Annotated in this window: 21 protein-coding genes; 7 read left to right on the top strand and 14 right to left on the bottom strand. The window is 60.7% G+C overall.

Going from position 1 to position 23,887, the window contains the following annotated elements; translation table 11 throughout:
• Window positions 1-72: 72 nt before the first annotated feature.
• Window positions 73-1,707: a glucan biosynthesis protein D gene (locus tag KW062_RS05710; protein ID WP_027619108.1), complete on the top strand. Its 1,635-nt coding sequence runs from the start codon at window positions 73-75 to the stop codon at window positions 1,705-1,707.
• A gap of 44 nt (window positions 1,708-1,751) precedes the next feature.
• Here KW062_RS05710 and KW062_RS05705 read toward each other — a convergent pair whose 3' ends face one another.
• The 3 genes from KW062_RS05705 to KW062_RS05695 form a co-directional block, all read right to left on the bottom strand.
• Window positions 1,752-2,858, bottom strand: coding sequence for an NADH:flavin oxidoreductase/NADH oxidase (locus KW062_RS05705; protein ID WP_105755138.1), 1,107 nt, complete (start codon window positions 2,856-2,858; stop codon window positions 1,752-1,754).
• Between the two features lie 209 nt (window positions 2,859-3,067).
• Window positions 3,068-4,777 carry a single-stranded-DNA-specific exonuclease RecJ gene (gene recJ / locus KW062_RS05700; protein ID WP_027619110.1) on the bottom strand — a complete coding sequence of 570 codons (1,710 nt, stop codon included), beginning with the start codon at window positions 4,775-4,777 and terminating at the stop codon, window positions 3,068-3,070.
• Between the two features lie 52 nt (window positions 4,778-4,829).
• Window positions 4,830-5,372 carry a YaeQ family protein gene (locus KW062_RS05695; protein WP_027619111.1) on the bottom strand — a complete coding sequence of 181 codons (543 nt, stop codon included), beginning with the start codon at window positions 5,370-5,372 and terminating at the stop codon, window positions 4,830-4,832.
• Window positions 5,373-5,520: 148 nt separating this feature from the next.
• Between KW062_RS05695 and KW062_RS05690 the strand changes: the two genes are divergently transcribed.
• A complete protein-coding gene (locus KW062_RS05690) occupies window positions 5,521-6,720 on the top strand; it encodes a CaiB/BaiF CoA transferase family protein (protein WP_105755137.1) in 1,200 nt (399 codons plus the stop codon).
• On the top strand, window positions 6,674-7,612 hold the full coding sequence (locus KW062_RS05685; protein ID WP_105755136.1) for a TIGR02285 family protein: 939 nt from the start codon (window positions 6,674-6,676) through the stop codon (window positions 7,610-7,612). The genes KW062_RS05690 and KW062_RS05685 overlap by 47 nt, the downstream gene beginning before the upstream one ends.
• Before the next feature lie 163 nt (window positions 7,613-7,775).
• On the opposite strand, the gene KW062_RS05680 is transcribed toward KW062_RS05685, so the two are convergent.
• From KW062_RS05680 to xerD, 6 genes are all read right to left on the bottom strand, one after another.
• Window positions 7,776-8,063 (bottom strand): DUF3509 domain-containing protein, encoded by a 288-nt coding sequence (locus KW062_RS05680; protein ID WP_105755135.1) that lies wholly within the window; start codon window positions 8,061-8,063, stop codon window positions 7,776-7,778.
• Between the two features lie 171 nt (window positions 8,064-8,234).
• Window positions 8,235-9,593: a transporter substrate-binding domain-containing protein gene (locus KW062_RS05675; RefSeq protein WP_105755134.1), complete on the bottom strand. Its 1,359-nt coding sequence runs from the start codon at window positions 9,591-9,593 to the stop codon at window positions 8,235-8,237.
• Window positions 9,594-9,712: 119 nt separating this feature from the next.
• The gene (gene thrC, locus KW062_RS05670) at window positions 9,713-11,122 is read right to left on the bottom strand and encodes a threonine synthase (protein ID WP_027619116.1); all 1,410 of its coding nucleotides are present in this window, start codon (window positions 11,120-11,122) and stop codon (window positions 9,713-9,715) included.
• 93 nt (window positions 11,123-11,215) lie between these two features.
• Window positions 11,216-12,520, bottom strand: coding sequence for a homoserine dehydrogenase (locus KW062_RS05665; RefSeq protein WP_027619117.1), 1,305 nt, complete (start codon window positions 12,518-12,520; stop codon window positions 11,216-11,218).
• 135 nt (window positions 12,521-12,655) lie between these two features.
• Window positions 12,656-13,387, bottom strand: a complete 732-nt coding sequence (locus tag KW062_RS05660; RefSeq protein ID WP_027619118.1) for a DsbC family protein — start codon at window positions 13,385-13,387, stop codon at window positions 12,656-12,658.
• Window positions 13,388-13,536: 149 nt separating this feature from the next.
• On the bottom strand, window positions 13,537-14,433 hold the full coding sequence (gene xerD / locus KW062_RS05655; protein ID WP_105755133.1) for a site-specific tyrosine recombinase XerD: 897 nt from the start codon (window positions 14,431-14,433) through the stop codon (window positions 13,537-13,539).
• A 107-nt stretch (window positions 14,434-14,540) separates the two neighbouring features.
• On the opposite strand from xerD, the gene KW062_RS05650 reads away from it, so the two are divergent.
• The gene (locus tag KW062_RS05650; protein ID WP_027619120.1) at window positions 14,541-16,352 is read left to right on the top strand and encodes a cation:proton antiporter; all 1,812 of its coding nucleotides are present in this window, start codon (window positions 14,541-14,543) and stop codon (window positions 16,350-16,352) included.
• Between the two features lie 57 nt (window positions 16,353-16,409).
• On the opposite strand, the gene rplS is transcribed toward KW062_RS05650, so the two are convergent.
• From rplS to ffh, 5 genes are all read right to left on the bottom strand, one after another.
• The gene (gene rplS, locus KW062_RS05645; RefSeq protein WP_027619121.1) at window positions 16,410-16,760 is read right to left on the bottom strand and encodes a 50S ribosomal protein L19; all 351 of its coding nucleotides are present in this window, start codon (window positions 16,758-16,760) and stop codon (window positions 16,410-16,412) included.
• A gap of 45 nt (window positions 16,761-16,805) precedes the next feature.
• On the bottom strand, window positions 16,806-17,558 hold the full coding sequence (gene trmD, locus KW062_RS05640) for a tRNA (guanosine(37)-N1)-methyltransferase TrmD (protein ID WP_027619122.1): 753 nt from the start codon (window positions 17,556-17,558) through the stop codon (window positions 16,806-16,808).
• Window positions 17,559-17,560: 2 nt separating this feature from the next.
• Entirely contained in the window at window positions 17,561-18,097 is a 537-nt protein-coding gene (gene rimM, locus KW062_RS05635) for a ribosome maturation factor RimM (RefSeq protein ID WP_027619123.1), read from the bottom strand.
• 5 nt (window positions 18,098-18,102) lie between these two features.
• Complete coding sequence (gene rpsP / locus KW062_RS05630; protein WP_003185073.1) at window positions 18,103-18,354, bottom strand: 30S ribosomal protein S16; 252 nt, start codon at window positions 18,352-18,354, stop codon at window positions 18,103-18,105.
• A 249-nt stretch (window positions 18,355-18,603) separates the two neighbouring features.
• Complete coding sequence (gene ffh / locus KW062_RS05625) at window positions 18,604-19,980, bottom strand: signal recognition particle protein (RefSeq protein WP_027619124.1); 1,377 nt, start codon at window positions 19,978-19,980, stop codon at window positions 18,604-18,606.
• A gap of 208 nt (window positions 19,981-20,188) precedes the next feature.
• On the opposite strand from ffh, the gene KW062_RS05620 reads away from it, so the two are divergent.
• The 3 genes from KW062_RS05620 (at window position 20,189) to KW062_RS05610 (ending at window position 23,791) form a co-directional block, all read left to right on the top strand.
• Entirely contained in the window at window positions 20,189-21,001 is an 813-nt protein-coding gene (locus KW062_RS05620; RefSeq protein ID WP_027619125.1) for a cytochrome C assembly family protein, read from the top strand.
• 12 nt (window positions 21,002-21,013) lie between these two features.
• Window positions 21,014-22,255, top strand: a complete 1,242-nt coding sequence (locus KW062_RS05615) for a transporter associated domain-containing protein (protein ID WP_105755132.1) — start codon at window positions 21,014-21,016, stop codon at window positions 22,253-22,255.
• A 219-nt stretch (window positions 22,256-22,474) separates the two neighbouring features.
• Entirely contained in the window at window positions 22,475-23,791 is a 1,317-nt protein-coding gene (locus KW062_RS05610) for an MFS transporter (protein ID WP_105755131.1), read from the top strand.
• The last annotated feature ends 96 nt before the right edge of the window (window positions 23,792-23,887 follow it).

Here is a 23,887-nt window from a genome sequence, read left to right as displayed (position 1 = left end):
TTGTCCGAACCTCCATCTCTGATCCGTAACGCAGCCAGGAACGCCGCGGGATTGTCCAAGACAGGTTGTCCTATGCACCGCAGGAATTTGCTCAAGGCCTCCATGGCCATCGCTGCCTACACCGGCCTCTCGGCCACTGGACTGTTGGCGACACGTGCCTGGGCCGGGACGGCCGATGGCGAGGCCCAGGCCTTCGACTTCGAAGCGCTGAAGATTCAGGCCAAACAATTGGCCAGTAACCGCTACGTCGATACCAAGCAAGTGCTGCCGCCGACGCTGGCCAGCATGACCCCGCAGAATTTCAACGCCATTCAATACGATGCCGACCATTCGCTGTGGAATGAACTGAACGGCCAGTTGGACGTGCAGTTCTTCCACGTCGGCATGGGCTTCAAGCAGCCGGTACGCATGTACAGCGTCGACCCCAAGACCCGCCAGGCGCGGGAGGTGCACTTCCGCCCGTCACTGTTCAACTATGAGCGCTCCAGCGTCGACACCGGCCAGCTCAAGGGCGACCTGGGTTTTGCCGGGTTCAAGCTGTTCAAGGCGCCGGAGCTGGATAAGCACGATGTGGTGTCGTTCCTCGGCGCCAGCTACTTCCGCGCGGTGGACAACACCGGCCAGTACGGCTTGTCGGCTCGCGGCCTGGCCATCGACACCTACGGAAAAAAACGCGAAGAGTTTCCCGATTTCACCAAGTTCTGGTTCGAAACCCCGGACAAGGACAGCACCCGCTTCGTGGTCTATGCCCTGCTCGACTCACCGAGCGCCACCGGTGCCTACCGTTTCGACATCGATTGCCAGGCCACGCAGGTGGTGATGGCGGTTGACGCGCACGTCAATGCACGCACCGCCATCGAGCAACTGGGCATCGCGCCGATGACCAGCATGTTCAGTTGCGGCACCCACGAACGGCGTATGTGCGACACCATCCACCCGCAGATCCACGATTCGGACCGGCTCGCCATGTGGCGCGGCAATGGCGAGTGGATCTGCCGTCCGCTGAACAACCCGGCGACCCTACAATTCAACGCGTTCGCCGACAAGGACCCGAAGGGCTTCGGTCTGGTGCAGACCGACCATGAATTCGCCAGTTATCAGGACACCGTCGACTGGTACAGCAAGCGTCCGAGCCTATGGGTTGAGCCGACCACGGCTTGGGGCGAAGGCTCGATCGATCTGCTGGAGATCCCGACCACCGGCGAAACCCTGGATAACATCGTCGCCTTCTGGACCCCGAAGAAACCAGTGGCTGCCGGCGATTCGCTGAACTATGGCTACAAGCTCTACTGGAGCGCCCTGCCGCCGGTGGGCACACCGCTGGCACGGGTCAACGCCACGCGCTCGGGCATGGGCGGTTTCACGGAAGGTTGGGCACCGGGCGAGCACTATCCGAAAGTCTGGGCGCGGCGTTTTGCGGTCGATTTCAATGGCGGCGGACTGGATCGCCTGCCGGCGGGCACCGGGATCGAGCCGGTGGTCACCGCGTCGAACGGTGAGGTCAAGGATTTCAACGTGCTGCTGCTGGATGACATCAAGGGTTATCGAATTACCTTCGACTGGTTCCCGACCAATGACAGCGTCGAGCCGGTGGAACTGCGCCTGTTCATTCGCACCCATGACCGCACGTTGAGCGAAACCTGGCTGTACCAGTACTTCCCTCCTGCGCCTGACCAGCGCACCTACCCCGACTGGCCGAAGGCCTGAACCTTGCGGGCCGGTTCCTGTGGGGAACCGGCCCGCTCGCCGCATCAGTCGCGCAGATCAGACTCATGGATCGGCTGATCGCGGTGCGTCGCCCGTTGGTATTGCGATGGCCAGACGGCCTTGCGGCCTCCCAGGTCATCGTCGGCATGCAGCGGCCAATACGGGTCGCGCAGCAGTTCCCGCGCAAGCAGAATGATATCGGCCTGGCAGGTGCGAAGGATATGCTCGGCCTGTGCCGGCTCGGTAATCAATCCCACAGTGCCGGTGGCAATCCCCGACTCCTTGCGCACCCGCTCGGCAAACCGGGTCTGGTAGCCCGGGCCGGTGGGGATCTCGGCATTCGCCGCAGTACCACCCGACGACACATCGATCAGATCGACCCCCAGGGCTTTCAGGCGCCGTGCCAGCTCGACGGTTTCATCCGGGTTCCAGCCATCCTCGACCCAGTCGGTCGCCGACACTCGCACGAACAGCGGTAACTCTTCGGGCCACACTGCACGTACCGCTTCGGTCACTTGCAGCACCAGGCGAATGCGATTTTCGAACGAGCCACCGTACTGGTCCCGCCGCTGGTTACTCAGGGGCGAGAGAAACTGATGCAGCAGATAGCCGTGAGCAGCATGCACCTCGACCACCTTGAAACCGGCGACCAGGGCGCGTTTGGCGGCCGCGACAAACGCCTGAATCACCTCGCTGATTTGCGCCTCGTCGAGCTGTGTGGGCTGGGTGTGCTGCGGGTCGAAGGCAATCGGTGAAGGGCCGACCGGGGTCCAGCCGCCATCCGCCGGTTTGACGCTGCCATGCAAGCCCAGCCATGGTCGATGAGTACTGGCCTTGCGCCCGGCGTGGGCCAGTTGAATCCCGGCGACCGCCCCTTGGGCGGTGATAAAGCGGGTAATGCGTTGCAGCGGTTCGATCTGCTCGTCGTTCCACAGACCCAAGTCCTGTGCGGTGATACGGCCATCGGCGGTGACGGCCGTGGCTTCAGTAAAGATCAGGCCGGCCCCGCCCACGGCGCGGCTGCCAAGGTGTACGAGGTGCCAGTCATTGGCCAGTCCATCGACGCTGGAGTACTGACACATCGGTGACACGGCAATGCGATTGAGCAGGGTCAATTGACGAAGGGTATAGGGTTCAAGCAGCAGACTCATGGGGCACCTCTTTGATCCAGTGGGCAGGCTCCAGGGTTCTGTTTGAATAGTCGACGAGTGACTGGAAAGGATGCAGGACCCGCCCCCGCGGGTAAAAAATGGACAAAAACGTCACAAGGCCAATCAAGCAGTGATTAGAGCCTAGTCGACATCCGGCGATCAGGGAGGGTTCAGGCTGCAGTTAGCACATTGCAGCCCGACCGGGGGCATCAGCGCGGTTCGATATGGGCGATCATCAATTGCACGGTTTCCTGGCCGCGGAACTCGTTCACATCCAGCTTGTAGGCCAATTCGACCCAGCGGATGGTCGGGTTGGGCCAGACTTCACGGTCAACCCCGAAGGCAATCCCGTCGAGTTTCACAGAGCCACATTCGCTCTTGAGCACCACTTTCAGGTGGCGCTCGCCAACGATCCGCTGCTCGACCAGCTGGAACACTCCGTGAAACAGCGGCTCCGGGAAGTGCTGGCCCCAAGGACCGGCATGGCGCAGGGCGCGGGCCAGTTCCAGATGAAACTCTTCCACCGCCAGGGTGCCATCCGACAGCAACCGCCCGGTCAGGTCTTCCTCGCGCATCTGCCGTCGCACTTCGGCGTCGAACGCCTGGCAAAACAGCGGGAAGTTCGCTTCGGGCAAGGTCAGGCCCGCCGCCATGGCGTGGCCGCCATATTTGCTGATCAGTTCCGGGTGCTGCGCCGCCACCACACTCAGGGCGTCACGGATATGAAAGCCCTGCACCGAACGTCCCGAGCCCTTGAGCATGCCGTCACCGGCGTCGGCAAAGGCGATGGTCGGGCGGAAATAGCGCTCTTTCATTCGCGAGGCAAGAATACCGATCACCCCCTGGTGCCACTCCGGATCGAACAGGCACAGGCCGAAGGGCATCGATTCCAAGGGCAAATCCTTGAGCTGGGCCAGTGCTTCGCGCTGCATGCCCTGCTCGATGGATTTGCGATCCTGGTTCATGCCATCCAGTTGCGCGGCCATTTCACGGGCCAGGTCGACGTCATCGGTGAGCAGACATTCGATGCCCAGGCTCATGTCGTCCAGACGCCCCGCGGCATTCAGACGCGGGCCGAGGATAAAACCCAGATCAGTGGAGGTGATGCGCGAATGATCGCGCTTGGCCACTTCGAGGATCGCCTTGATCCCCGGCCGCGCACGCCCGGCACGAATCCGCTCCAGGCCCTGGTGCACCAGGATCCGGTTGTTGGCATCCAGCGGCACCACGTCGGCCACACTGCCCAAAGCCACCAAATCGAGCAGTTCACCGATGTTCGGTTGCGGTCGGCTGTCATACCAGCCGAGGCTACGCAGGCGCGCGCGCAGGGCCATCAGCACATAGAAAATCACCCCGACCCCGGCCAGCGCCTTGCTCGGGAAGGTACAGCCCGGCTGGTTGGGATTGACGATGGCATCGGCCAGCGGCAGTTCATCGCCTGGTAAATGGTGATCGGTCACCAGCACCTTGAGCCCGGCCTGTTTCGCCGCGGCAACCCCCTCGACGCTGGAAATGCCGTTGTCCACGGTGATCAGCAACTGCGGCTGGCGCTGCAGGGCCACCGCGACGATCTCCGGGGTCAGGCCATAGCCGTACTCGAACCGGTTGGGCACCAGGTAGTCGACATGGGCTGCGCCCAGCAGCCGCAAGCCGAGGGTGCCAACGGTGCTGGCTGTCGCGCCGTCGGCATCAAAATCGCCGACGATCAGGATCCGCTGCCGCTGCTCCAGCGCCACCACCAGCAAGTCCACCGCCGCCTCGATCCCCTTGAGTTGCTGGAACGGGATCAGGCGCGCCAGGCTCTTGTCCAACTCCGCCTCGGACTGCACGCCGCGAGCCGCATACAAGCGGGTCAGCAAGGGCGGCAAGTCACCGAGAAATGGCAGGGTGGCGGGGAGCTGGCGAGGTTCGATACGCATAGGATGTCAGGAGCTTCTCTTTGATACGGGTTTGATGGAGGTGGGAGCGCTTTTAGCCGCGCTCGCCCTGCAACCACTGCAACTGGACTTCGTGCTGGCCACGGTCGTCGGTGACAAAAATGGTCCCTTCGCTGATCATCACGTCCCACTTGATCACGCGGGGCATGTCCTGGGCCAGGGTCTCCAGCACGTCCTGAGGCACGGCGGCGATGTTGACGTTTTTCAGGGTCTTGATCGCCGGGATCACCTTGCCTTCCCACACCCGCAGGCTGCCGTACGCCAGCAGGCTGGTGCGCTCGGTGCGACGCGAACACCAGGTCAGGCGGTCGGCATCGGGCTGGCCGACTTCGATCCAGTGCAGCACGCGGTCGTCCAGGCTCTTTTCCCACAGTGCAGGTTCATCGACGTCCGACAGACCACGGCCAAAGGACAACTGCTCGTTGTACCAGAAGGCGTAGGCCAACAGCCGTACGGTCATCCGCTCTTCAGTTTCTGACGGGTGACGGGCGATGGTCTGCTTCACCGTCTCGTAGACGCTGCGGTCGAGATCGGTCAGGTTCAGTTCAAATTTATAGGTCGTGGACGGCTGGGCCATGGACGCGCTTCTTGATACGAGGAAAGGCGGCAAGTCTAACCGATGCGAGGACCATTCAACGAATCATGACCGCCATCAAGCTTGGCCGCTGGGCACCTGGCTATGATAAAACGCTGTATTGATTCCGCTTTGTCCTACAGGATCGTCCATGTCGCTCTCCGCCAAACCACTTGCCGGCCTGAAAGTCATTGAGCTCGGCACCCTGATCGCAGGGCCTTTCGCTTCGCGAATCTGTGCCGAATTCGGCGCCGACGTGACCAAAATCGAATCACCGGACGGCGGCGACCCCCTGCGTAAATGGCGCAAACTCTACGAAGGCACCTCGTTGTGGTGGTTCGTCCAGGCCCGCAACAAAAAATCCCTGACCCTCAACCTCAAGCACCCCGACGGCCTGGCGATCCTGAAAAAGCTCCTGGGCGAAGCCGACATCCTCATCGAAAACTTTCGCCCCGGGGTCCTGGAAAAACTTGGCCTGGGTTGGGATGTGCTGCATGCCTTGAACCCGAAACTGGTAATGGTGCGACTGTCCGGTTTCGGCCAGACCGGACCGATGAAGGACCAGCCGGGGTTCGGTGCCGTCGGTGAATCCATGGGTGGTCTGCGCTACATCACCGGCTTCGAGGATCGTCCACCGGTGCGCACCGGGATCTCGATTGGAGACTCGATCGCGGCCCTGTGGGGCGTGATCGGCGCCTTGATGGCCTTGCGTCACCGTGAAGTCAACGGCGGTCAGGGCCAGGTCGTCGATGTGGCGCTGTACGAGGCGATCTTCGCGATGATGGAAAGCATGGTCCCGGAGTTCGATGTGTTTGGCTTTATCCGCGAGCGCACCGGCAACATCATGCCCGGCATCACGCCCTCCTCCATTCACACCAGTGTCGACGGCAAGCATGTACAGATCGGCGCCAATGGCGATGCGATTTTCAAGCGTTTCATGCAAGTCATCGGACGCGACGATCTGGCCAATGACCCGAGCCTGGCCAGCAACGATGGCCGCGACAACCGTCGCGACGAGTTGTATGGGGTGATCGATCGGTGGGTCAGCTCACTGCCGCTCGATACCGTGATCGAACGCCTGAACGCCGCCGAAGTCCCCGCCAGTCGTATCTTCAGCGCCGAAGACATGTTCAGCGACCCGCAATTCATTGCCCGGGAAATGTTCCTCCAGGCCAAGCTGCCCGATGGCAAGGCCTTCAAGATGCCCGGCATCGTGCCGAAACTCTCGGACACCCCGGGCTCCTGCGAATGGGTCGGCGCCGAACTGGGCGAACACAACGCCCAGGTCCTCGGCGAACTGGGCTATGACGCGGCACAGATCGCGCGCCTGCGTGAAGCCGGGGCAATCTGAGCTGGACAGGATTACCGGGCGCGTATTGCGCTGGCTGAGTATTGCGGCAGCGCTAGCCTGGCTGCACGTCCTGCCCGCTGCTGCCGAAGACAAGCAGACGCTGATCTGGCTCCTGCGCGACTTACCGCCACTGACCATCTTCGAAGGATCGCAGAAGAACCTCGGTGCAGTGGATCAACTGATGCCACTGTTGATCGCCAGCCTGCCGCAATATCGCCATGACCTGTTGCGGGTCAATCGTGCGCGGGGCATGCAGATGTTGCTGGAACCGAGTTTTACCTGCGACCCTTCCCTGCTGTGGAACCCTGAGCGGGCAAAGCGAATGGTTTATTCGATCCCGGCGTATCGGATCCGCAGCAACGGCGTCGCCATACGCCGCAAAGACCACGCAGCGCTGAGCCCCTTTCTGATTGACAATCAGGTGGATCTCGAACGACTGCTGGCGAGCAAAAGCCGCAAGCTGGGCGTGGTTGCCGAACGCAGTTACGGCGAGGCCGTCGATCGTACCCTGAGCCAGGCACCGCCCGGCAGCCTGACGGCGCACTATGGCAATGACGCCCTGGGCAGCCTTCTGCAGATGCAGCGCCTGGGTCGCCTGACCTCGCTTCTTGGCTACTGGCCGGAGATTCGCTATCAGGCGTTGCAACAAGGCATCGCCCCCGAGGAACTGGAGTTCTTTGGTATTCATGGCAACGCCAAGTACCAATCAATCCATGTCGCTTGCTCCGACATCCCCGAAGGCCGCCAGGCGATAAGCGCCATCAACGCGACCATCCGCCAACTGCGACATAACCGCTTGATCGAGTTTTATGCGCAATGGCTCGACCCGCAAATGCGCAGTGAATACCTGCGCGACGCCGAGGACTTTTTTCAGGATGACGCGCCTGAGTAAACGCCGGGCAAAAAGAAACCCCGAGCAGTGGGGAGACAACTCGGGGTTAAACGTGGTCTACAAAGACCCGTACCTCAAGCGACAAGCACCGGAGCACAATGCTTGCTCTTGAAGGTATAAAATCTGACAGTCTCGACGTGGTGAAGGTTCCCGAAAAAACCAATCAGTGGCTGAGCGCCTGGTGCCGGTCCTGCGCAACGTTGCGCTGTGCCTCGATGGCACAGGGCTGCAGCCGTCCTTCGGCAATCAACAGGTCCCGGTGCAAGCCATCGACGACATCGGTCAGTAATCGTTTATCCATGAACTGCACCTGATTGAACTCACGCTCAACCACGATGGCGCCCACTGCATTCTTCAAGGTCACCAGGCACTGGCCGTGGACACCCGACGGCGTCAGCGTGACGTGATAAGGGGCCAATGCTTCACCCAACAACAGGCTGATACTTTCCATCTCGATCACCACTCAATAGTTCGAAGACAAAGTGCCAAGGCGCATTCACTGTAAATGACTACCGGCCCGAGAAGAAAGTTCTGCATCGTTACTGCACAGGCGCGATGCCGTCCTGAGTTGGCAGAGCATGCACGGCAAAGATGACAGGAAAAAAACACCGGGTGGTGCAGGTCAGTCACCGGTACGGGACGACCTGCCTCGAGGTTCGGTCCAGCCCCCCACTACGCCGCGTAGCTCGCCGCTTGCGCTGTAGAACGGCACGGTCCATTGATAGATAAACCTGACGCCGTCCTTGAGCATCAGTTGGCGCTCGCCGAAACGACTTTTGCCACTGCTCAATTGCTCCATCATTTCCTCGTGCAGGAGCCTGGCCGTGGCGTCCGGGAGCACATCCATATCGGGCAGGCATTTGCCTTGAGCCCGCTCCAGGCGGACCGACAGGTACTCCTCGTAGCCCTTGTTGCACAGCAGCAGGCGCCCCTGCAGATCACGCACAAACACCGGATCAGGCATGGCGTTGATCAAGCTGTGCCGAAACGCCAACTGATCGTTCAGCGCCTGTTCCGCCGCCTTGCGTTTTTTCACCTGAATGTTCAGCCGCTGTCGCCATGACACGCTGATCAGGCCAAACACCCCCGCCAGCAAACCGCCCCAGAAAAGCCACGAACGCATGGATTGCCAGGGCGAAGGTGGGACTGCGGCGGTGCCCTCGAGCCATTTTGTGCGGATCGCCTGCAATTCGCCGGGAGGAAGCGCCTCCAGCGCCTTGTTGAGGATGCTCAACAGTTGCGGCTGCTCCTTGCGCAGGGCCAGGTGATCGTGCTCCCACTTGCCTTCCAGGCTCGCACCAATCTTCAGCCGGCCAGCCGGAAACCGGTAGATGGCGTTGTCATTTTCGATGGTCACATCGGCCTCGCCGGTTTCCACCAGCGCACGCGCCTCTGCGTAGGTTTTGACTGAACGCAGCCCGATCTGCGGATACTCATGACGAATGGCGCTTTCCAGTGCATGCCGAGCCGGCAAGGCCAGGACCTTGCCTTGCAACGCCTCCAGCGACTCCACCGGTTGCGCCCCGGCGCGTTCGACGAAGACCCATCCCGAGCCGCCAAACGCATGACTGAAATCCAGGTAAGCCTTGCGCTCCTCGTTCATCGCCAGCGTGGTACTCATGTTGGCTCGTGCACTCTCCAACAGGCCCAACAGGTGCTCCGTGGAAAACGACTCTTCGTGGACAAACTGCAAGCCGGTCATCCGCGAAAGCTGTAAAAGAATATCGTTATTCAGCCCGCTCCAATGGCCCTGCTCGTCCTTGAACAAATACAACGGATACTGCACTGACGCGACAATCACCTGGCGATTATGAGCAATCCAGTCTCGTTCCCGAGCGGACAACTGCAGCGGCTTGCTCGTACCTGCAGAGCTGACGGCCGGGCCATCGGCCTGAGCGGCCCGCATGCAGAGCGCCAACCCCAGCAGACAGGAAAAAAACCACCAGCACACGGCCGGCCTTATGCGTGTCATTGTCCACATGCCCACATCCTTCACTCTGACTGACCCATCCCTGAAGGGCAAAACGGCGACAAGTGTGGCATGCAGGAACAAGAAAGCCCGTCAGGAGACGGGCTTCATGTGTGACAGTTTTTTGCAGATCAGAGTGGCTTGCCGCGATTGCCATGCTGACTGACAAAGGCCTGCACGGCTTTCAGGTCATTTGGCAGAACGGTGCAACGCTCGTCTCGCTCAAACAAATCCGAAAGGTGCGCAGGCAGTTCAAGCGCTTTTCCTACACCAGCCTTTTCCACGGCTTCCGGGAACTTGACCGGATGCGCAGTACCAAGGATCACCATCGGGATATCCAGGCTGCGGCGGCATTCGCGCGCGGCCTTGACGCCAATGGCAGTGTGCGGATCGAGCAGTTCACCGGTCTGGGCAAAGACTTCTGCGATGGTCTCGCAGGTCTGCGCGTCATCCACGGCCAACGAGTCGAACAGTTTGCGCGCTTCAGTCCAGCGCTCCTGCTCGACGCTGAAACCACCGCCCTGCTTGAAGCTGTCCATCAAACCGGCAATGGCTGCACCGTTGCGACCATGCAGGTCGAACAGCAGGCGCTCGAAGTTCGACGAGACCATGATGTCCATCGACGGCGACAGGGTCGCATGCAGGGTTTCCTTGACGTACTGGTTGCCGCTCATGAAGCGGTGCAGGATGTCGTTGCGGTTGGTGGCGACGATCAACTGGTTGATCGGCAGGCCCATGTTGCGCGCCAGGTAGCCGGCGAAGATATCGCCGAAGTTACCGGTCGGCACCGAGAACGCCACCGAACGCGCCGGACCGCCCAACTGCAGGGACGCGTGGAAGTAGTAAACGATCTGGGCCATGATCCGCGCCCAGTTGATCGAGTTCACGGCAACCAGGCGCGTCCCCTTGAGGAAGCTCTGATCGGCGAAGCTGGCCTTGACCATTTCCTGGCAGTCATCGAAGTTGCCTTCGATGGCAATGTTGTGGATGTTGTCGCCGAACAGCGTGGTCATCTGCCGACGCTGAACTTCCGAAACCCGGTTGTGCGGGTGAAGGATAAAGATGTCGACGTTTTCGCAGTGCTTGCAGCCTTCGATCGCCGCCGAACCGGTGTCGCCGGAAGTCGCGCCGACAATTACCACGCGCTCGCCGCGCTTCTCCAGCACGTAGTCGAGCAGGCGACCGAGCAGTTGCAGGGCGAAGTCCTTGAACGCCAGGGTCGGGCCGTGGAACAGTTCAAGCACCCATTCATTGCCGTTGAGTTGACGCAAAGGCGCCACGGCATTGTGGGAAAACGCGCCGTAGGTCGCTTCAAGAATCTTCTTGAAATCGGCATCCGGAATGCTGCCGGTAACGAACGGGCGCATCACCCGGAATGCCAGCTCGTGGTAAGGCAGGCCAGCCCAGGAAGCGATCTCTTCCTGGGTGAAACGCGGCAGGTTCTCGGGCACGTACAGGCCGCCATCGCTGGCCAGACCGGCCAACAGGACGTCTTCGAAATTCAGGGCCGGTGCCTGGCCGCGGGTACTGATATAGCGCATTGGGGCAAACCTTCGGTTTGAGCTTGGGGCTGCAAGCGGCAAGTGAACGCTGAACCGCCTTTCACTTGCCGCTTGCCGCTCGCCGCTGCTGTATTAATTCAAATGTTCGACACGGATACGTACTACCGGACCGTCAACGCCCTGCAGCGCTTCAAGGGCGGTAATCGCATCGTTCATGCGCTGCTCCAGCACACGGTGCGTCAGCAGAATCATTGGCACCAGGCCGTCGTGTTCTTCGACTTCCTTTTGCATGATCGATTCGATGTTGATACCGCGTTCCGACAGAATGCTCGCCACCTGGGCCAGTACGCCCGGATGATCCTTGGCCTGGATACGCAGGTAGTAGGCACTTTCGCAGGCGTCGATCGGCAGGATCGGGTGCGCCGACAGGGTGTCCGGGTGGAACGCCAAGTGCGGTACACGGTTCTCCGGGTCGCTGGTCATGGCGCGAACCACATCCACCAGATCGGCGATGACCGACGAAGCGGTGGGCTCCATGCCGGCGCCAGCGCCGTAGAACAGGGTCGAACCGGCCGCGTCACCGTTGACCATGACTGCGTTCATCACGCCATTGACGTTAGCGATCAGGCGATCGGCCGGGATCAGCGTCGGGTGAACCCGCAACTCGATACCACTGGCGGTGCTGCGCGCCACGCCGAGGTGCTTGATGCGATAGCCCAGGGCTTCGGCGTAATTCACGTCAGCGGTGGTCAGCTTGGTGATGCCTTCCGTGTAGGCCTTGTCGAATTGCAGCGGAATACCGAAGGCAATCGACGCCAGGATCGTCAGCTTGTGCGCGGCATCGATGCCTTCGACGTCGAACGTCGGATCGGCTTCGGCGTAGCCGAGCGCCTGGGCTTCGGCGAGCACGTCTTCAAAGGTACGGCCCTTCTCACGCATTTCGGTGAGGATGAAGTTGCCAGTACCGTTGATGATGCCTGCGACCCAGTTGATGCGGTTGGCCGACAGGCCTTCACGAATCGCCTTGATCACCGGGATGCCGCCAGCCACTGCCGCTTCGAAGGCAACAATCACACCCTTCTCGCGAGCCTTGGCGAAAATTTCATTACCGTGAACAGCGATAAGCGCCTTGTTCGCGGTGACCACATGCTTGCCATTCTCGATGGCCTTGAGTACCAGCTCGCGGGCAACGGTATAGCCGCCCATCAGCTCTATAACGATGTCGATCTCAGGGTTCGTGGCCACATCGAAGACATCGTTGGTAATCGCAATACCGGTCGTCTGGAACTGAGGCTTTGGCGTGCGCATGGCAATTTGTGCCACTTCGATTCCACGCCCGGCACGACGAGCAATTTCCTCGGCGTTGCGCTGAAGTACGTTGAAGGTGCCGCCACCGACGGTACCTAACCCACAGATGCCTACTTTGACCGGATTCACTCTGAACTCCCCATAAAACGGCCGACTCGAGGCCGGCCGTGGAAACAGCCGCATAGCATGCGGCTCTCTATTAATGGAGCGTCGACTGCTGTCGCCGCTCCATGATCGTCAAAGGCTTACCGTGACGACGCAGGATTATTTCGCACCCAGCGCCAGTTTGGCCACTTGTGGCGCTGGCTGGTAGCCCGGAATGACCTGACCATCGGCCAAAACGATGGCCGGTGTGCCGTTCACGCCAATCGACTGGCCAAGGGCGAACTGTTTCGACACTGGGTTATCGCACTTGGCGGCCTTGATTTCCTTGCCGTCGACCATCTTGTCCATGGCCGCTTTCTTATCGGCCGAGCACCATACATTCTGCAGTTGCTCATCACCTGGCGAACCCAGGCCCTGACGCGGGAAAGCAACATAACGCACTTCTACCCCGAGTTTGTTCAGGGCTGGCACTTCAGCGTGCAATTTGTGGCAATACGGGCAGGTGGTATCGGTAAAGACGGTGATGTGAGTCTTGGTTTCGCCGATGGCCGGGTAAACCACGGTTTCAGCGACCGGAATACCGTTGACCAGCTTGGCGATGCCCAGGCGCTCGGTTTTTTCGGTGAGGTTGACCGGCTTGCCATCCTTGAGCTGGAACAGGTAGCCCTGGACGATGTACTGGCCGTCGGCGCTGGCGTAAAGGACGCGACTGCCCTTGAGTTTGACTTCGTACAGGCCGGCCAGCGGGCTGGCGCTGATGGTTTCGATCGGCGTGTCGAGCTGGAGGGTTTCGAGGCTCTTGCGGATGGCTTTGTCAGCCGCATCATCGGCGACGGCGAAAGTGCTGAGCAGCGCAATGGCGGCAGCGACGAAAATCTGGGTCAGACGCATGGGAACTCCTGAAGGCGGACAAATGGATCGGCCAGAACACCGCTGTCGCTACAGCGGGTCAAAACCGTCCATCGTGCAAACCGGCAAAGCCTATCACATAAGGCTTGGCGGGGCGGAATGTGGGTGATGCAAGGTGTTTGCCGATGCTTTCAACCACGCGGGTGATGCTTGGCATGCAGGTCCTGCAAGCGCGCCCGAGCCACGTGGGTGTAAATCTGGGTGGTCGACAAATCGCTATGACCGAGGAGCATCTGCACCACCCGCAAATCCGCGCCGTGATTAAGCAGATGCGTGGCGAAGGCATGGCGCAGGGTGTGGGGCGACAGCGACTTGCCAATCCCGGCGACCCTGGCCTGGTGCTTGATCCGATGCCAGAACGTCTGGCGAGTCATCTGCTCGCCGCGCAAACTGGGAAACAGCACGTCACTGGGACGCCCGCCGAGCAACTCGACACGGGCATCGCGCAGGTAACGCTCGACCCAGACGATCGCCTCTTCGCCCATCGGCACCAGGCGCTCCTTGCTGCCCTTGCCCATGACTCGCAGCACGCCCTGACGCAGGTTGACCTGTTCCAGGGTCAGGCTGATCAACTCGGTGACCCGCAGCCCGCAGGCGTACAACACTTCGAGCATGGCCCGGTCGCGCTGGCCGATCGCCTCGCTCAGGTCCGGCGCCTTGAGCAGCGCTTCGACGTCGGCTTCCGACAACGACTTGGGCAGCGGCCGACCCAATTGCGGCATGTCGACCCGCAGCGTCGGGTCCACGGCGATCATTTTTTCCCGCAAGAGATAGCGATAAAACCCACGCACACCCGAGAGAAACCTTGCTGTGGACCGGGGTTTGTAGCCCTGCTCAACACGCCAGGCCAAGTGATCGAGAATCAGTTCGCGTCCAGCGTTGGGCAACTCTACCCCCTGCTCCTGAAGCCAACCGTTGAACAGTGCCAAATCACTGCGATAAGCGTCTCGGGTGTTGTCGGATAGGCCCTTCTCCAGCCACAAGGCGTCGAGGAACTGGTCGATCAGCGGGTGTTCTATAGCGGACATGGGCACTCAAGACACGCAGGCCAGGCACTGCGCGCAAAAAAATAGTGAACGGTCAGGATGCCCGCTAGTCTTTCATAGCTGGCCATTTCAAGGAACAGGGAGTCTCAATGAACGAGCAGCAAATCCTCTTGGCCTTCGGCGGCATCGGTGCGGCAGCCATTGGTTGCCAATGGCTGGCCTGGCGCCTGAAATTACCGGCCATTCTGTTTCTACTGTTGGCCGGCATCGTCATGGGCCCGATCATCGGCTGGCTGGATCCGCAAGAGATGTTCGGCCCTTTGCTGATGCCACTGGTATCGCTGGCAGTGGCGTTGATCCTGTTCGAAGGCAGCCTGACCCTGCACCTCTCGCAATGGCGGGAAATCGGCAGCGTGGTACGCCGCCTGGTCACCCTCGGTGCCCTCTCCACCTGGCTGGTGATTGCCGTGGCGACCCACTGGCTGCTGGGTTTCGACTGGCTGCTGGCAATTCTGTTCGGCACCCTGACACTGGTTACCGGCCCCACGGTGATCGTACCGATGCTGCGGGTGGTGCGGCCCAAGGCGTCGATCGCCAATATCCTGCGCTGGGAGGGCATCGTCATCGATCCGATCGGCGCGCTGCTGGCGGTGGTGGTCTACAGCTTTATCATCGCCAGTGCCGACGGCAACGGCCTCAAGGACAGTCTGCTGACCTTCGGCGGGGTGATTGTCTGTGGCGGCCTGTTCGGCATCGGCGGCGGGTATGCGCTAGGCACGCTGATTCGCCGCCAATGGCTGCCGGAATACCTGCACAACCTGGCCTCCCTCGCCGCAGTGCTTGGCATCTTCATTGCTGCCAACCAAACGATCCATGAGTCAGGTTTGCTGGCAGTGACCTTGATGGGCATGTGGTTGGCCAACATGAAAGGCGTGGACGTCCGACATATCCTGCACTTCAAGGAAAACCTCAGCGTCCTGCTGATTTCCGGCCTGTTCATTCTGCTGGCGGCACGCCTGGACCTGGACGCCATGCTCGCCTTGGGGCCACTGGTGCTGCTGTTATTGCTGGTGATTCAGTTCATCGCCCGCCCGCTGAACGTCGCATTGTCGACCGCAGGGTCGAACCTGAACTGGCGTGAGCGCGCGCTGTTGGCCTGGATTGCACCGCGCGGGATAGTCGCGGCGGCGGTATCGGCGATTTTTGCGATTCGCCTGGACGAGGCCGGTCATCAAGGCGCACTGCTGCTGGTGCCACTGACGTTTGCGGTAATCATCGGTACCGTAGTCCTGCAGAGCGCCACCGCCCGACCATTGGCACGTCTGCTGAAGGTCGCCGAGCCGGCGCCGAGTGGCTTTCTGATTGTCGGTGCCAACGGGCCGGCGCGCGCCCTGGGCAAAGCCTTGCAACAGCTGGACAGCCGCGTGCTGCTGACGGATTCGAGCTGGGAAAACATTCGCGCGGCGCGCATGGAGGGATTGCCTACCTACTTCGGCAACCCGGCCTCACAGCACGCCGATGCACACCTGGATCTGGTCGGCCTCGGCCACCTGCTGACCCTGTCCCCCTCGGGCGAGCTGAACACCCTGGCGACTATGCGTTTTCGCCATGAGTTCGGCCATCAGCGGATGTTCTCCCTGGCGAGCGGCCAGGAAAATCGTCGCACCGATAAACATCGGGCGAGCCTTGAGCATCGCGGGCAACTGCTGGGCAGCCAGGCATTGACCTATACCAAGCTGGCCAGCCTGCTCGGCCAGGGCGCCGAGTTGTATACCACGCACCTGACGGAGGGTTTTGGCTGGGAGGATTACAAGGCGCTGCACGGCGAGCGCGCAACTCTGTTGTTCGCCCGTGATAGCAGCGACTGGGTCTATGTGGTGACACCCGATAGCGCGCTCAAGCCCGGCCCCGGCTGGACCCTGGTGGCGCTGATCCAGCCGGAAACCCATGGCGCTGAATAAATCGCAGACAACAAAAAAGCAGCCCGTAGGCTGCTTTTTCTGCATCGGAAGCTGGACTTAAGCCAGTTTTTCCTTGATGCGAGCTGCTTTACCCGACAGATCACGCAGGTAGTACAGCTTGGCTTTACGCACGTCACCGCGACGCTTGACAGCCATGCTTTCGATTTGCGGGCTGTAGGTCTGGAAAGTACGCTCTACGCCAACACCGTTGGAGATTTTACGAACAGTGAAAGCACTGTTCACGCCACGGTTACGCTTGGCGATTACTACGCCTTCGAACGCTTGCAGACGCGCGCGGTCACCTTCCTTCACTTTCACCTGAACGACAATGGTGTCGCCCGGGGCAAAGGTAGGGATCTCTTTGGTCATCTGCTCTGCTTCGAGTGCAAGGATGATTTTGTTAGTCATGCTGTGCTCCTAAGGTAAATCGTCGGATCTACCATCGATACGTTGTTAACTATCGTCCCGCTCGCGGATGTATTCCTCGAGCAGCTTCTTCTCTTCTCCAGAAAGCGAGCGGCTTTCCAGAAGATCGGCGCGTCGTTCATAGGTCCGACCAAGGGACTGCTGTAAACGCCAACGCCGGATGTGTGCGTGGTTGCCACTCAGCAACACGTCGGGAACACGCTGATCCGCATACACCTCCGGTCGGGTGTAGTGCGGGCAATCCAGCAGACCATCCGTAAAGGAATCTTCCTCGGCGGAGTCCGCATGCCCTAAAGCTCCAGGCAGCAGTCGCGTAACCGCGTCAATCAGGACCATGGCCGGCAGCTCACCGCCAGACAATACATAGTCGCCAATCGACCACTCTTCATCGACATGAGCATCAATAAATCGCTCGTCAATGCCTTCATAGCGGCCGGCAATCAGGATCAATGATTCCTCATTCGCCAACTCGCGTACCGCCGACTGAGTCAGTTGACGGCCTTGGGGCGACAGATAAATTACCTTCGCCGCCTCCCCGGCTGCTGCCTTGGCCTGAACCAGTGCATCTTCCAGGGGCTTGATCTTCATCACCATGCCCGGGCCACCGCCAAATGGGCGATCGTCCACAGTGTGATGTCGATCCGTCGTGTAGTCTCGCGGGTTCCAACAAGCCAGCTGCAAGAGCCCCTGTTTCACCGCACGACTGGTGATGCCGTAGTCGCTGATGGCGGAAAACATCTCGGGAAACAAACTGATCACTTCTACGCGCAAGTTAGCCACGCTTAGAAGTCCGCATCCCAATCCACCTTCATCTCGCCCGCTGCCAGGTCGACTGCCAACACGCATTGCTCCGTATAGGGCAACAGGCGTTCGCGATCATCCAGGCTGCCAGCGCAAGGCTTGACCACCATGACATCGTTCGAGCCGGTCTCCAGCAGGTGATCGATTTTCCCGAACAGTTGCCCGAGTGTGTCGATGACCTTAAGACCTTCCAGCTGGTACCAGTAGTACTCGCCGTCAGTCAGTTCAGGGAACAGGTTGCGTGGCACGCAGATCTCATAACCGGCGAGAAGACGAGCTTCTTCACGATCATCGAGACCCTTGAGCTTTGCGACCAGGAACTTGTCGTTCCCGCGTCCGCTGACCAGCTCTACCTGCTTGACATCGCCTTCGCGCTTGAGCGTCCAGGATTTGTAATTGAGCAGGTTCTTGATCGGATCAGTAAAGGAATACACCTTCACTTCGCCGCGAACGCCGTGAACAGAATAAATTTTGCCGATAACGATCAAATCATCAGCAATGTCTGGCGTCGCGTTCATATTGCTCAGGCCGCAGCCTTAGCAGATTCCTTCAGCAACTGAGCAACGCGCTCAGAAGGTTGTGCACCAACGCTCAGCCAGTAGGCTACGCGCTCTTGGTTCACGGACAGACGGATTTCCTGACCACGAGCAACAGGGTTGAAGAAACCAACCTGTTCCTTGTGCGAACCGTCGCGCGGGTTGCGGCTGTCGGTTACGGTCAGGTGGTAGAACGGGCGCTTTTTGGAGCCGCCAAGGGCAAGACGGATTGTTAGCATGTGAACATAGTTCCTGTAGTCGGTGCTGCAAATCTAAACGCACAGCGGGCATAGGTGCCCGAAAGGCCGCATATTCTAAGGAATATCCGGACTTTTGCAAATGACTTTTTCCGACGCCTGTCGGTGTGCGCTGCAGATTTGCGATAGAGCCGCTGCGAACAACGGCGAGTCAGTGCCTGCCAGGGCAGGTCACTGTCGTCCCCACATCCCTGTGGGAGACACGCCGGCAAAGCTGCCGGCGCGAATTCTTCAGAGCTTCGGCATGCCGCCGCCGGGCAACATACCGCCCATGCCGCGCATCATTTTCGCCATCCCGCCCTTGGCAGAGAATTTCTTCATCATCTTCTGCATCTGTTTGTGCTGCTTGATCAAGCGACCGATGTCCTGCACCTGGGTGCCGGAACCCATGGCGATCCGACGCTTGCGCGAGCCGCTGATCAGCTCAGGATCGCGGCGCTCGGCCGGGGTCATGGAGTTGATGATGGCTTCCATCTGCTTGAACTGCTTCTCTGCCGCACCCTGGGCATTACCCATTTGCGCCAGGTTGACGCCGCCGATGTTCGGCAACTTGTCCATGAGCCCACCGAGGCCGCCCATGTTCTTCATCTGTTGCAGCTGATCGCGGAAGTCTTCGAGGTCGAAGCCTTTACCCTTCTTCAGCTTTTTCGCCAGCTTGTCGGCCTTGTCCTTGTCGAGGGTCTGTTCGGCCTGCTCGATCAGACTGAGCACGTCGCCCATGCCGAGGATGCGCGAAGCGATACGCTCGGGGTGGAACGGCTCCAGGGCTTCGGTTTTTTCGCCCATACCGATGAACTTGATCGGCTTGCCGGTAATGGAACGCACCGACAACGCGGCACCGCCACGGGCATCACCGTCGACCTTGGTCAGGATCACACCGGTCAGCGGCAGTGCATCACCAAAGGCTTTGGCCGTATTGGCGGCGTCCTGGCCAGTCATGGCGTCGACCACGAACAGGGTTTCGACCGGCTTGATCGCGGCGTGCAGGGCCTTGATCTCGCCCATCATCTCTTCGTCGATGTGCAGGCGACCGGCGGTATCGACGATGACCACGTCGATGAACTTCAGCCTGGCTTCTTTAATAGCCGCTTCGGCGATGTCGACCGGCTTCTGGCTCAGGTCGGACGGAAAAAAGGTGACGCCGATGTCGTTGGCCAGGGTTTCCAGCTGCTTGATCGCCGCCGGACGGTAGACGTCCGCGGACACCACCATCACCGACTTCTTCTTGCGCTCTTTAAGGAAGCGCGCCAGCTTGCCGGCGGTGGTGGTCTTACCAGCGCCCTGCAGGCCCGCCATCAATACGACGGCCGGCGGCACGGCGCTCAGGTTCAGATCTTCGTTGGCCGCGCCCATCAGGCTTTCGAGTTCGGCCTGGACAATCTTCACGAAGGCCTGGCCCGGCGTCAGGCTGCGCGACACCTCGGTGCCGACAGCGCGCTCCTTGACCGAATTGACGAAGTCCTTGACCACTGGCAAGGCAACGTCAGCCTCCAGCAACGCCATGCGCACTTCACGCAGGGTGTCTTTGATATTGTCTTCGGTCAGCTTGGCCTTGCCGGTGACATGGCGCAGCGTCTGCGAGAGACGGTCGGTTAAGTTTTCAAACATGCGCGATCCTTTCAGGCCCTAAGGAAGACCGGGTAATGGCGGCCCAGACCGTGAAATACAGGTGCTCGGCGAGCCTGCGGCGGGGGCAGGTCGCGGATTATAGCGAAGACTGCGTCTGGCGCACACCCGCCGTCTCGTTGTGCGGTCTTTCATGCGACGAGGGTTGTATGCCAAACTCGTTGTCTTTCGGGCTTGCCTAACAGGACTTATGCTCCCTTTGTCACCCAGTTTGCTCACTACACTCGCCGCCGCCTGCTTATATGCCGCTGCGACCTTCTATCAGGGCTCTCGCCTCGCCACAGGCGCCAAGGCGAACAAACGCCTGCTGGTAACGCTCGGCATCCTTGCCGTGCTGACCCACAGCGCGAGCCTGTTCGCTCACCTGATGACGCCGATCGGCCTGGGCCTGGACTTTTTCAGTGCCGCCAGCCTGATCGCTGCCGCCGTGATCGCCCTGACCCTGCTGGCCACCTCGCGCATCCCGGTGGAAAACTTGCTGCTACTGCTGTTTCCGCTAGGCATGGCCACAGTCCTGCTGGCGCAGTTCGCGCCGTCCGGGACAGTGCAGGTGATCGACGAGGAGCCAGGCATCCTCGCCCACATCCTGCTGTCGATCCTCGCGTACGGGATGTTCACCATTGCGGTGTTCCAGGCGCTGCTATTGCTGCTGCAGGACCATCAACTCAAGCACAAGCACCCGTCCGGGCTGATCAAGAACTTTCCGCCGCTGCAAACCATGGAAAGCCTGCTGTTCGGCTTTCTCTGGGCCGGCTGGACCCTGCTGTCGCTGTCACTGATTTCCGGCTGGCTGTTCGTCGAAAATCTGTTTGCCCAGCACCTGGTGCACAAGACCCTGCTGGCGTGTCTGGCGTGGATCGTCTTCAGCGTCTTGCTGTGGGGGCGCACCCGCCTCGGCTGGCGCGGTCACAAGGCGATCCGCTGGACCCTCGCTGGTTTCTGCCTGCTGATGCTGGCCTATTTCGGCAGCAAGCTGGTCCGCGAATTCATCCTGCACATCTGACGGGCATTCGTTATGGACAACCTGCCCATAGGGCCATTACTCGCTGTTCTGGCCCTGTTGATCCTCTGGTCCGCCCTGTTCACCGCCATCGAAGCTGCACAGCAGCACTTGCTGGCCCAGCGCACCGCCTCGCGTTCCAATGACAGGCCTGTGGCGCGCCTGAACTTCCCGCTGAGCAGCCTCATCCTCTGCAACACCCTCTGCCGCTCGCTGGTGGTGATCATTAGCACCCTGCTCGCGGTGTTCGGCTGGGCGGACAACGGTCCGTGGCTGGCCTGCCTCGGCGCGACGGCGGCCTTACTGGTCTTCGCCGATTACCTGCCACGCACCCTCGCCAGCCGCTACCCGGATACCGTCTTGAGCCTGGGCAATACGCTGCTGGCTGTGCCCCTGAAGATGCTCTACCCGCTGGCCTGGCTGCTCAGCGGAATCAGCCTGCTGCTGCTCAAGCCTCTGGCGCGCAAACCCAAGGTGGTCCAGCAGAGCGACGACGAGCCCGCGCCGGCACAAAACACCCACCTCGACGGCGAGCACGCCGTATGCCGGCCACACGCCCTCCCCGGCATTCATGCGCTGGACAACATTACCGTCAACGACATTCTGGTACCGCGCAGCGAAGTGGACGGAATCAACCTCGACGAGCCAATCGGAGTGATCATCGAGCAATTGCGGGCCAACCGACGCACACGCCTGCCGGTGTTCCACAGTGACATCAACCAGGTCGAAGCGGTGCTCAACACCCGCCAGATCAGGCACATGCTGGCGGACGCCAGCCTGACTAAGGAGGCCTTGCTGGCCGCCTGCCACGAGCCATACTTCGTACCGGAAAGCACCCCACTGCAACTGCAACTGCTGAACTTCCACAAGCAGCAGCGTCGCCTGGGCATGGTGGTCGACGAGTACGGCGAAGTCCAAGGCATCGTCACCCTGGAAGACATTCTCGAAGAAATCGTCGGCGAATTCGAAAGCCAACACAGCCTCGACAACCCGCACATCCATCCACAAGCCGACGGCCGTCTGATAATCGACGGCGCGGCCTCGATCCGCGAGCTGAACAAAAGCCTCGGCTGGCACCTGCCCAGCGACGGCCCGAAAACCCTCAACGGCCTGGTGACCGAAGCCCTGGAAACCATCCCGGACTGCCCGGTGTGCCTGAAAATCGGCCGCTATCGCCTGGAAATCCTCGAAACCGAAGACAATCGGGTCAGCCAGGTATTGATCTGGCAAACGGCTTCCACGCCAGCAGTGCGCTAAGCCCCTTGTTGAATCGTTAGCCTCCTTTCTATAATCCAAACGCTTACCCAAGCGCCGCCGCAGACCGTGCTACCCGCACTCAGCGTCCTGCGGCAAGATCCGCGACTATCCGGCGAACGCTCCTACCTTGAGCCTGCGCCGCGCCCCACCCCACATCCCTGGGTGCTTCAACCATAATAATTCGCTCCTCGCGAGCACATGACTGTCAGGGATAACCGCATGACCACGAGCACCACCTACGGCGCCGATACGCCTGCCCAACCGACGAACTCCGCGACCCGGGTCGCTACGGCGAGCTTTATCGGCACCGCCATCGAGTTCTACGACTTTTACGTCTACGCCACCGCCGCCGCACTGGTGATCGGCCCGGTGTTCTTTCCCCAGACCTCCGGCACGGCGCAGATGCTGTCGGCCTTCCTGACCTTCGGCATCGCCTTCCTCGCCCGGCCGCTGGGTTCAGCACTGTTCGGCCACTTTGGTGACCGCATCGGCCGTAAATCGACGCTGGTCGCTTCTCTGCTGCTGATGGGTGTCTGCACCACCCTGATCGGCGTGTTGCCAGGTTACGACAGCATTGGTGCCTGGGCGCCGATCCTGCTCTGCGTGCTGCGCTTTGGCCAGGGCCTGGGATTGGGCGGCGAATGGGGTGGTGCAGCCTTGCTCGCCACCGAGAACGCACCGAAAGGCAAACGCGCCTGGTTCGGCATGTTCCCGCAACTGGGGCCTTCAATTGGTTTCCTGGCGGCCAACGGCCTTTTTCTGACGCTGGCCATGACCCTGGACGACGAACAGTTCCGCTCCTGGGGCTGGCGCATCCCGTTCCTGCTCAGTGCCGCGCTGGTGATGGTCGGCCTGTACGTGCGCCTGAAGCTGCATGAAACCCCGGTCTTCGCCAACGCGGTGGCTCGCCAGGAGCGAGTGAAGATCCCGCTGGTCGAGCTGTTCAGCCAGTACTGGGCGCCGATGCTGCTGGGCGCCGCGGCAATGGTGGTGTGCTACGCACTGTTCTACATCTCCACGGTATTTTCCCTGAGTTACGGCGTGTCGACCCTGGGCTACAGCCGCGAAACCTTCCTCGGCCTGCTGTGCTTCGCCGTGCTGTTCATGGCCGCCGCCACACCGCTGTCGGCATGGGCCAGCGACCGTTTCGGGCGCAAGCCGGTGCTGATCATTGGTGGCGTGCTGGCGGTGTTGTCGGGCTTCACCATGGAACCCTTGCTGACCCACGGCAGCACTTGGGGCGTAGCGCTGTTCCTGTGCATCGAGCTGTTTCTGATGGGGGTGACTTTCGCCCCGATGGGCGCGCTGTTGCCGGAACTGTTTCCGACGCACGTACGCTACACGGGCGCATCGGCGGCCTACAACCTGGGCGGCATTGTCGGCGCCTCCGCAGCTCCATTCTTCGCCCAGAAACTGGTGGCGATGGGCGGCTTGAGTTGGGTTGGCGGGTATGTGTCGGCGGCTGCGGTGCTCAGCTTGATCGCTGTGCTGTGCCTGAAGGAAACGCGCAATAACGACTTGGATCGGGTGGTGTGAACCAACCCTGGAGCGAGCCTGCTCGCGATGAACGTCAACGATAACACTGGGTGCCTGACACTGCGCAGCGCTCTCAGGTTCATCGCGAGCAGGCTC

It is taken from the genome of Pseudomonas fluorescens (genome assembly GCF_019212185.1).
Taxonomy (GTDB): domain Bacteria; phylum Pseudomonadota; class Gammaproteobacteria; order Pseudomonadales; family Pseudomonadaceae; genus Aquipseudomonas.
Note: the sequence above shows the minus strand (reverse complement) of the source record. Positions and strands in the feature narration are given on the sequence as shown.

Coding starts and splice junctions, on each gene's coding strand:
- KW062_RS05710 (WP_027619108.1), top strand. CDS start 73: ATGCACCGCAGGAATTTGCTCAAGGCCTCCATGGCCATCGCTGCCTAC.
- KW062_RS05705 (WP_105755138.1), bottom strand. CDS start 2,858: ATGAGTCTGCTGCTTGAACCCTATACCCTTCGTCAATTGACCCTGCTC.
- recJ (WP_027619110.1), bottom strand. CDS start 4,777: ATGCGTATCGAACCTCGCCAGCTCCCCGCCACCCTGCCATTTCTCGGT.
- KW062_RS05695 (WP_027619111.1), bottom strand. CDS start 5,372: ATGGCCCAGCCGTCCACGACCTATAAATTTGAACTGAACCTGACCGAT.
- KW062_RS05690 (WP_105755137.1), top strand. CDS start 5,521: ATGTCGCTCTCCGCCAAACCACTTGCCGGCCTGAAAGTCATTGAGCTC.
- KW062_RS05685 (WP_105755136.1), top strand. CDS start 6,674: ATGACGCGGCACAGATCGCGCGCCTGCGTGAAGCCGGGGCAATCTGAG.
- KW062_RS05680 (WP_105755135.1), bottom strand. CDS start 8,063: ATGGAAAGTATCAGCCTGTTGTTGGGTGAAGCATTGGCCCCTTATCAC.
- KW062_RS05675 (WP_105755134.1), bottom strand. CDS start 9,593: ATGTGGACAATGACACGCATAAGGCCGGCCGTGTGCTGGTGGTTTTTT.
- thrC (WP_027619116.1), bottom strand. CDS start 11,122: ATGCGCTATATCAGTACCCGCGGCCAGGCACCGGCCCTGAATTTCGAA.
- KW062_RS05660 (WP_027619118.1), bottom strand. CDS start 13,387: ATGCGTCTGACCCAGATTTTCGTCGCTGCCGCCATTGCGCTGCTCAGC.
- xerD (WP_105755133.1), bottom strand. CDS start 14,433: ATGTCCGCTATAGAACACCCGCTGATCGACCAGTTCCTCGACGCCTTG.
- KW062_RS05650 (WP_027619120.1), top strand. CDS start 14,541: ATGAACGAGCAGCAAATCCTCTTGGCCTTCGGCGGCATCGGTGCGGCA.
- rplS (WP_027619121.1), bottom strand. CDS start 16,760: ATGACTAACAAAATCATCCTTGCACTCGAAGCAGAGCAGATGACCAAA.
- rimM (WP_027619123.1), bottom strand. CDS start 18,097: ATGAACGCGACGCCAGACATTGCTGATGATTTGATCGTTATCGGCAAA.
- rpsP (WP_003185073.1), bottom strand. CDS start 18,354: ATGCTAACAATCCGTCTTGCCCTTGGCGGCTCCAAAAAGCGCCCGTTC.
- ffh (WP_027619124.1), bottom strand. CDS start 19,980: ATGTTTGAAAACTTAACCGACCGTCTCTCGCAGACGCTGCGCCATGTC.
- KW062_RS05620 (WP_027619125.1), top strand. CDS start 20,189: ATGCTCCCTTTGTCACCCAGTTTGCTCACTACACTCGCCGCCGCCTGC.
- KW062_RS05615 (WP_105755132.1), top strand. CDS start 21,014: ATGGACAACCTGCCCATAGGGCCATTACTCGCTGTTCTGGCCCTGTTG.
- KW062_RS05610 (WP_105755131.1), top strand. CDS start 22,475: ATGACCACGAGCACCACCTACGGCGCCGATACGCCTGCCCAACCGACG.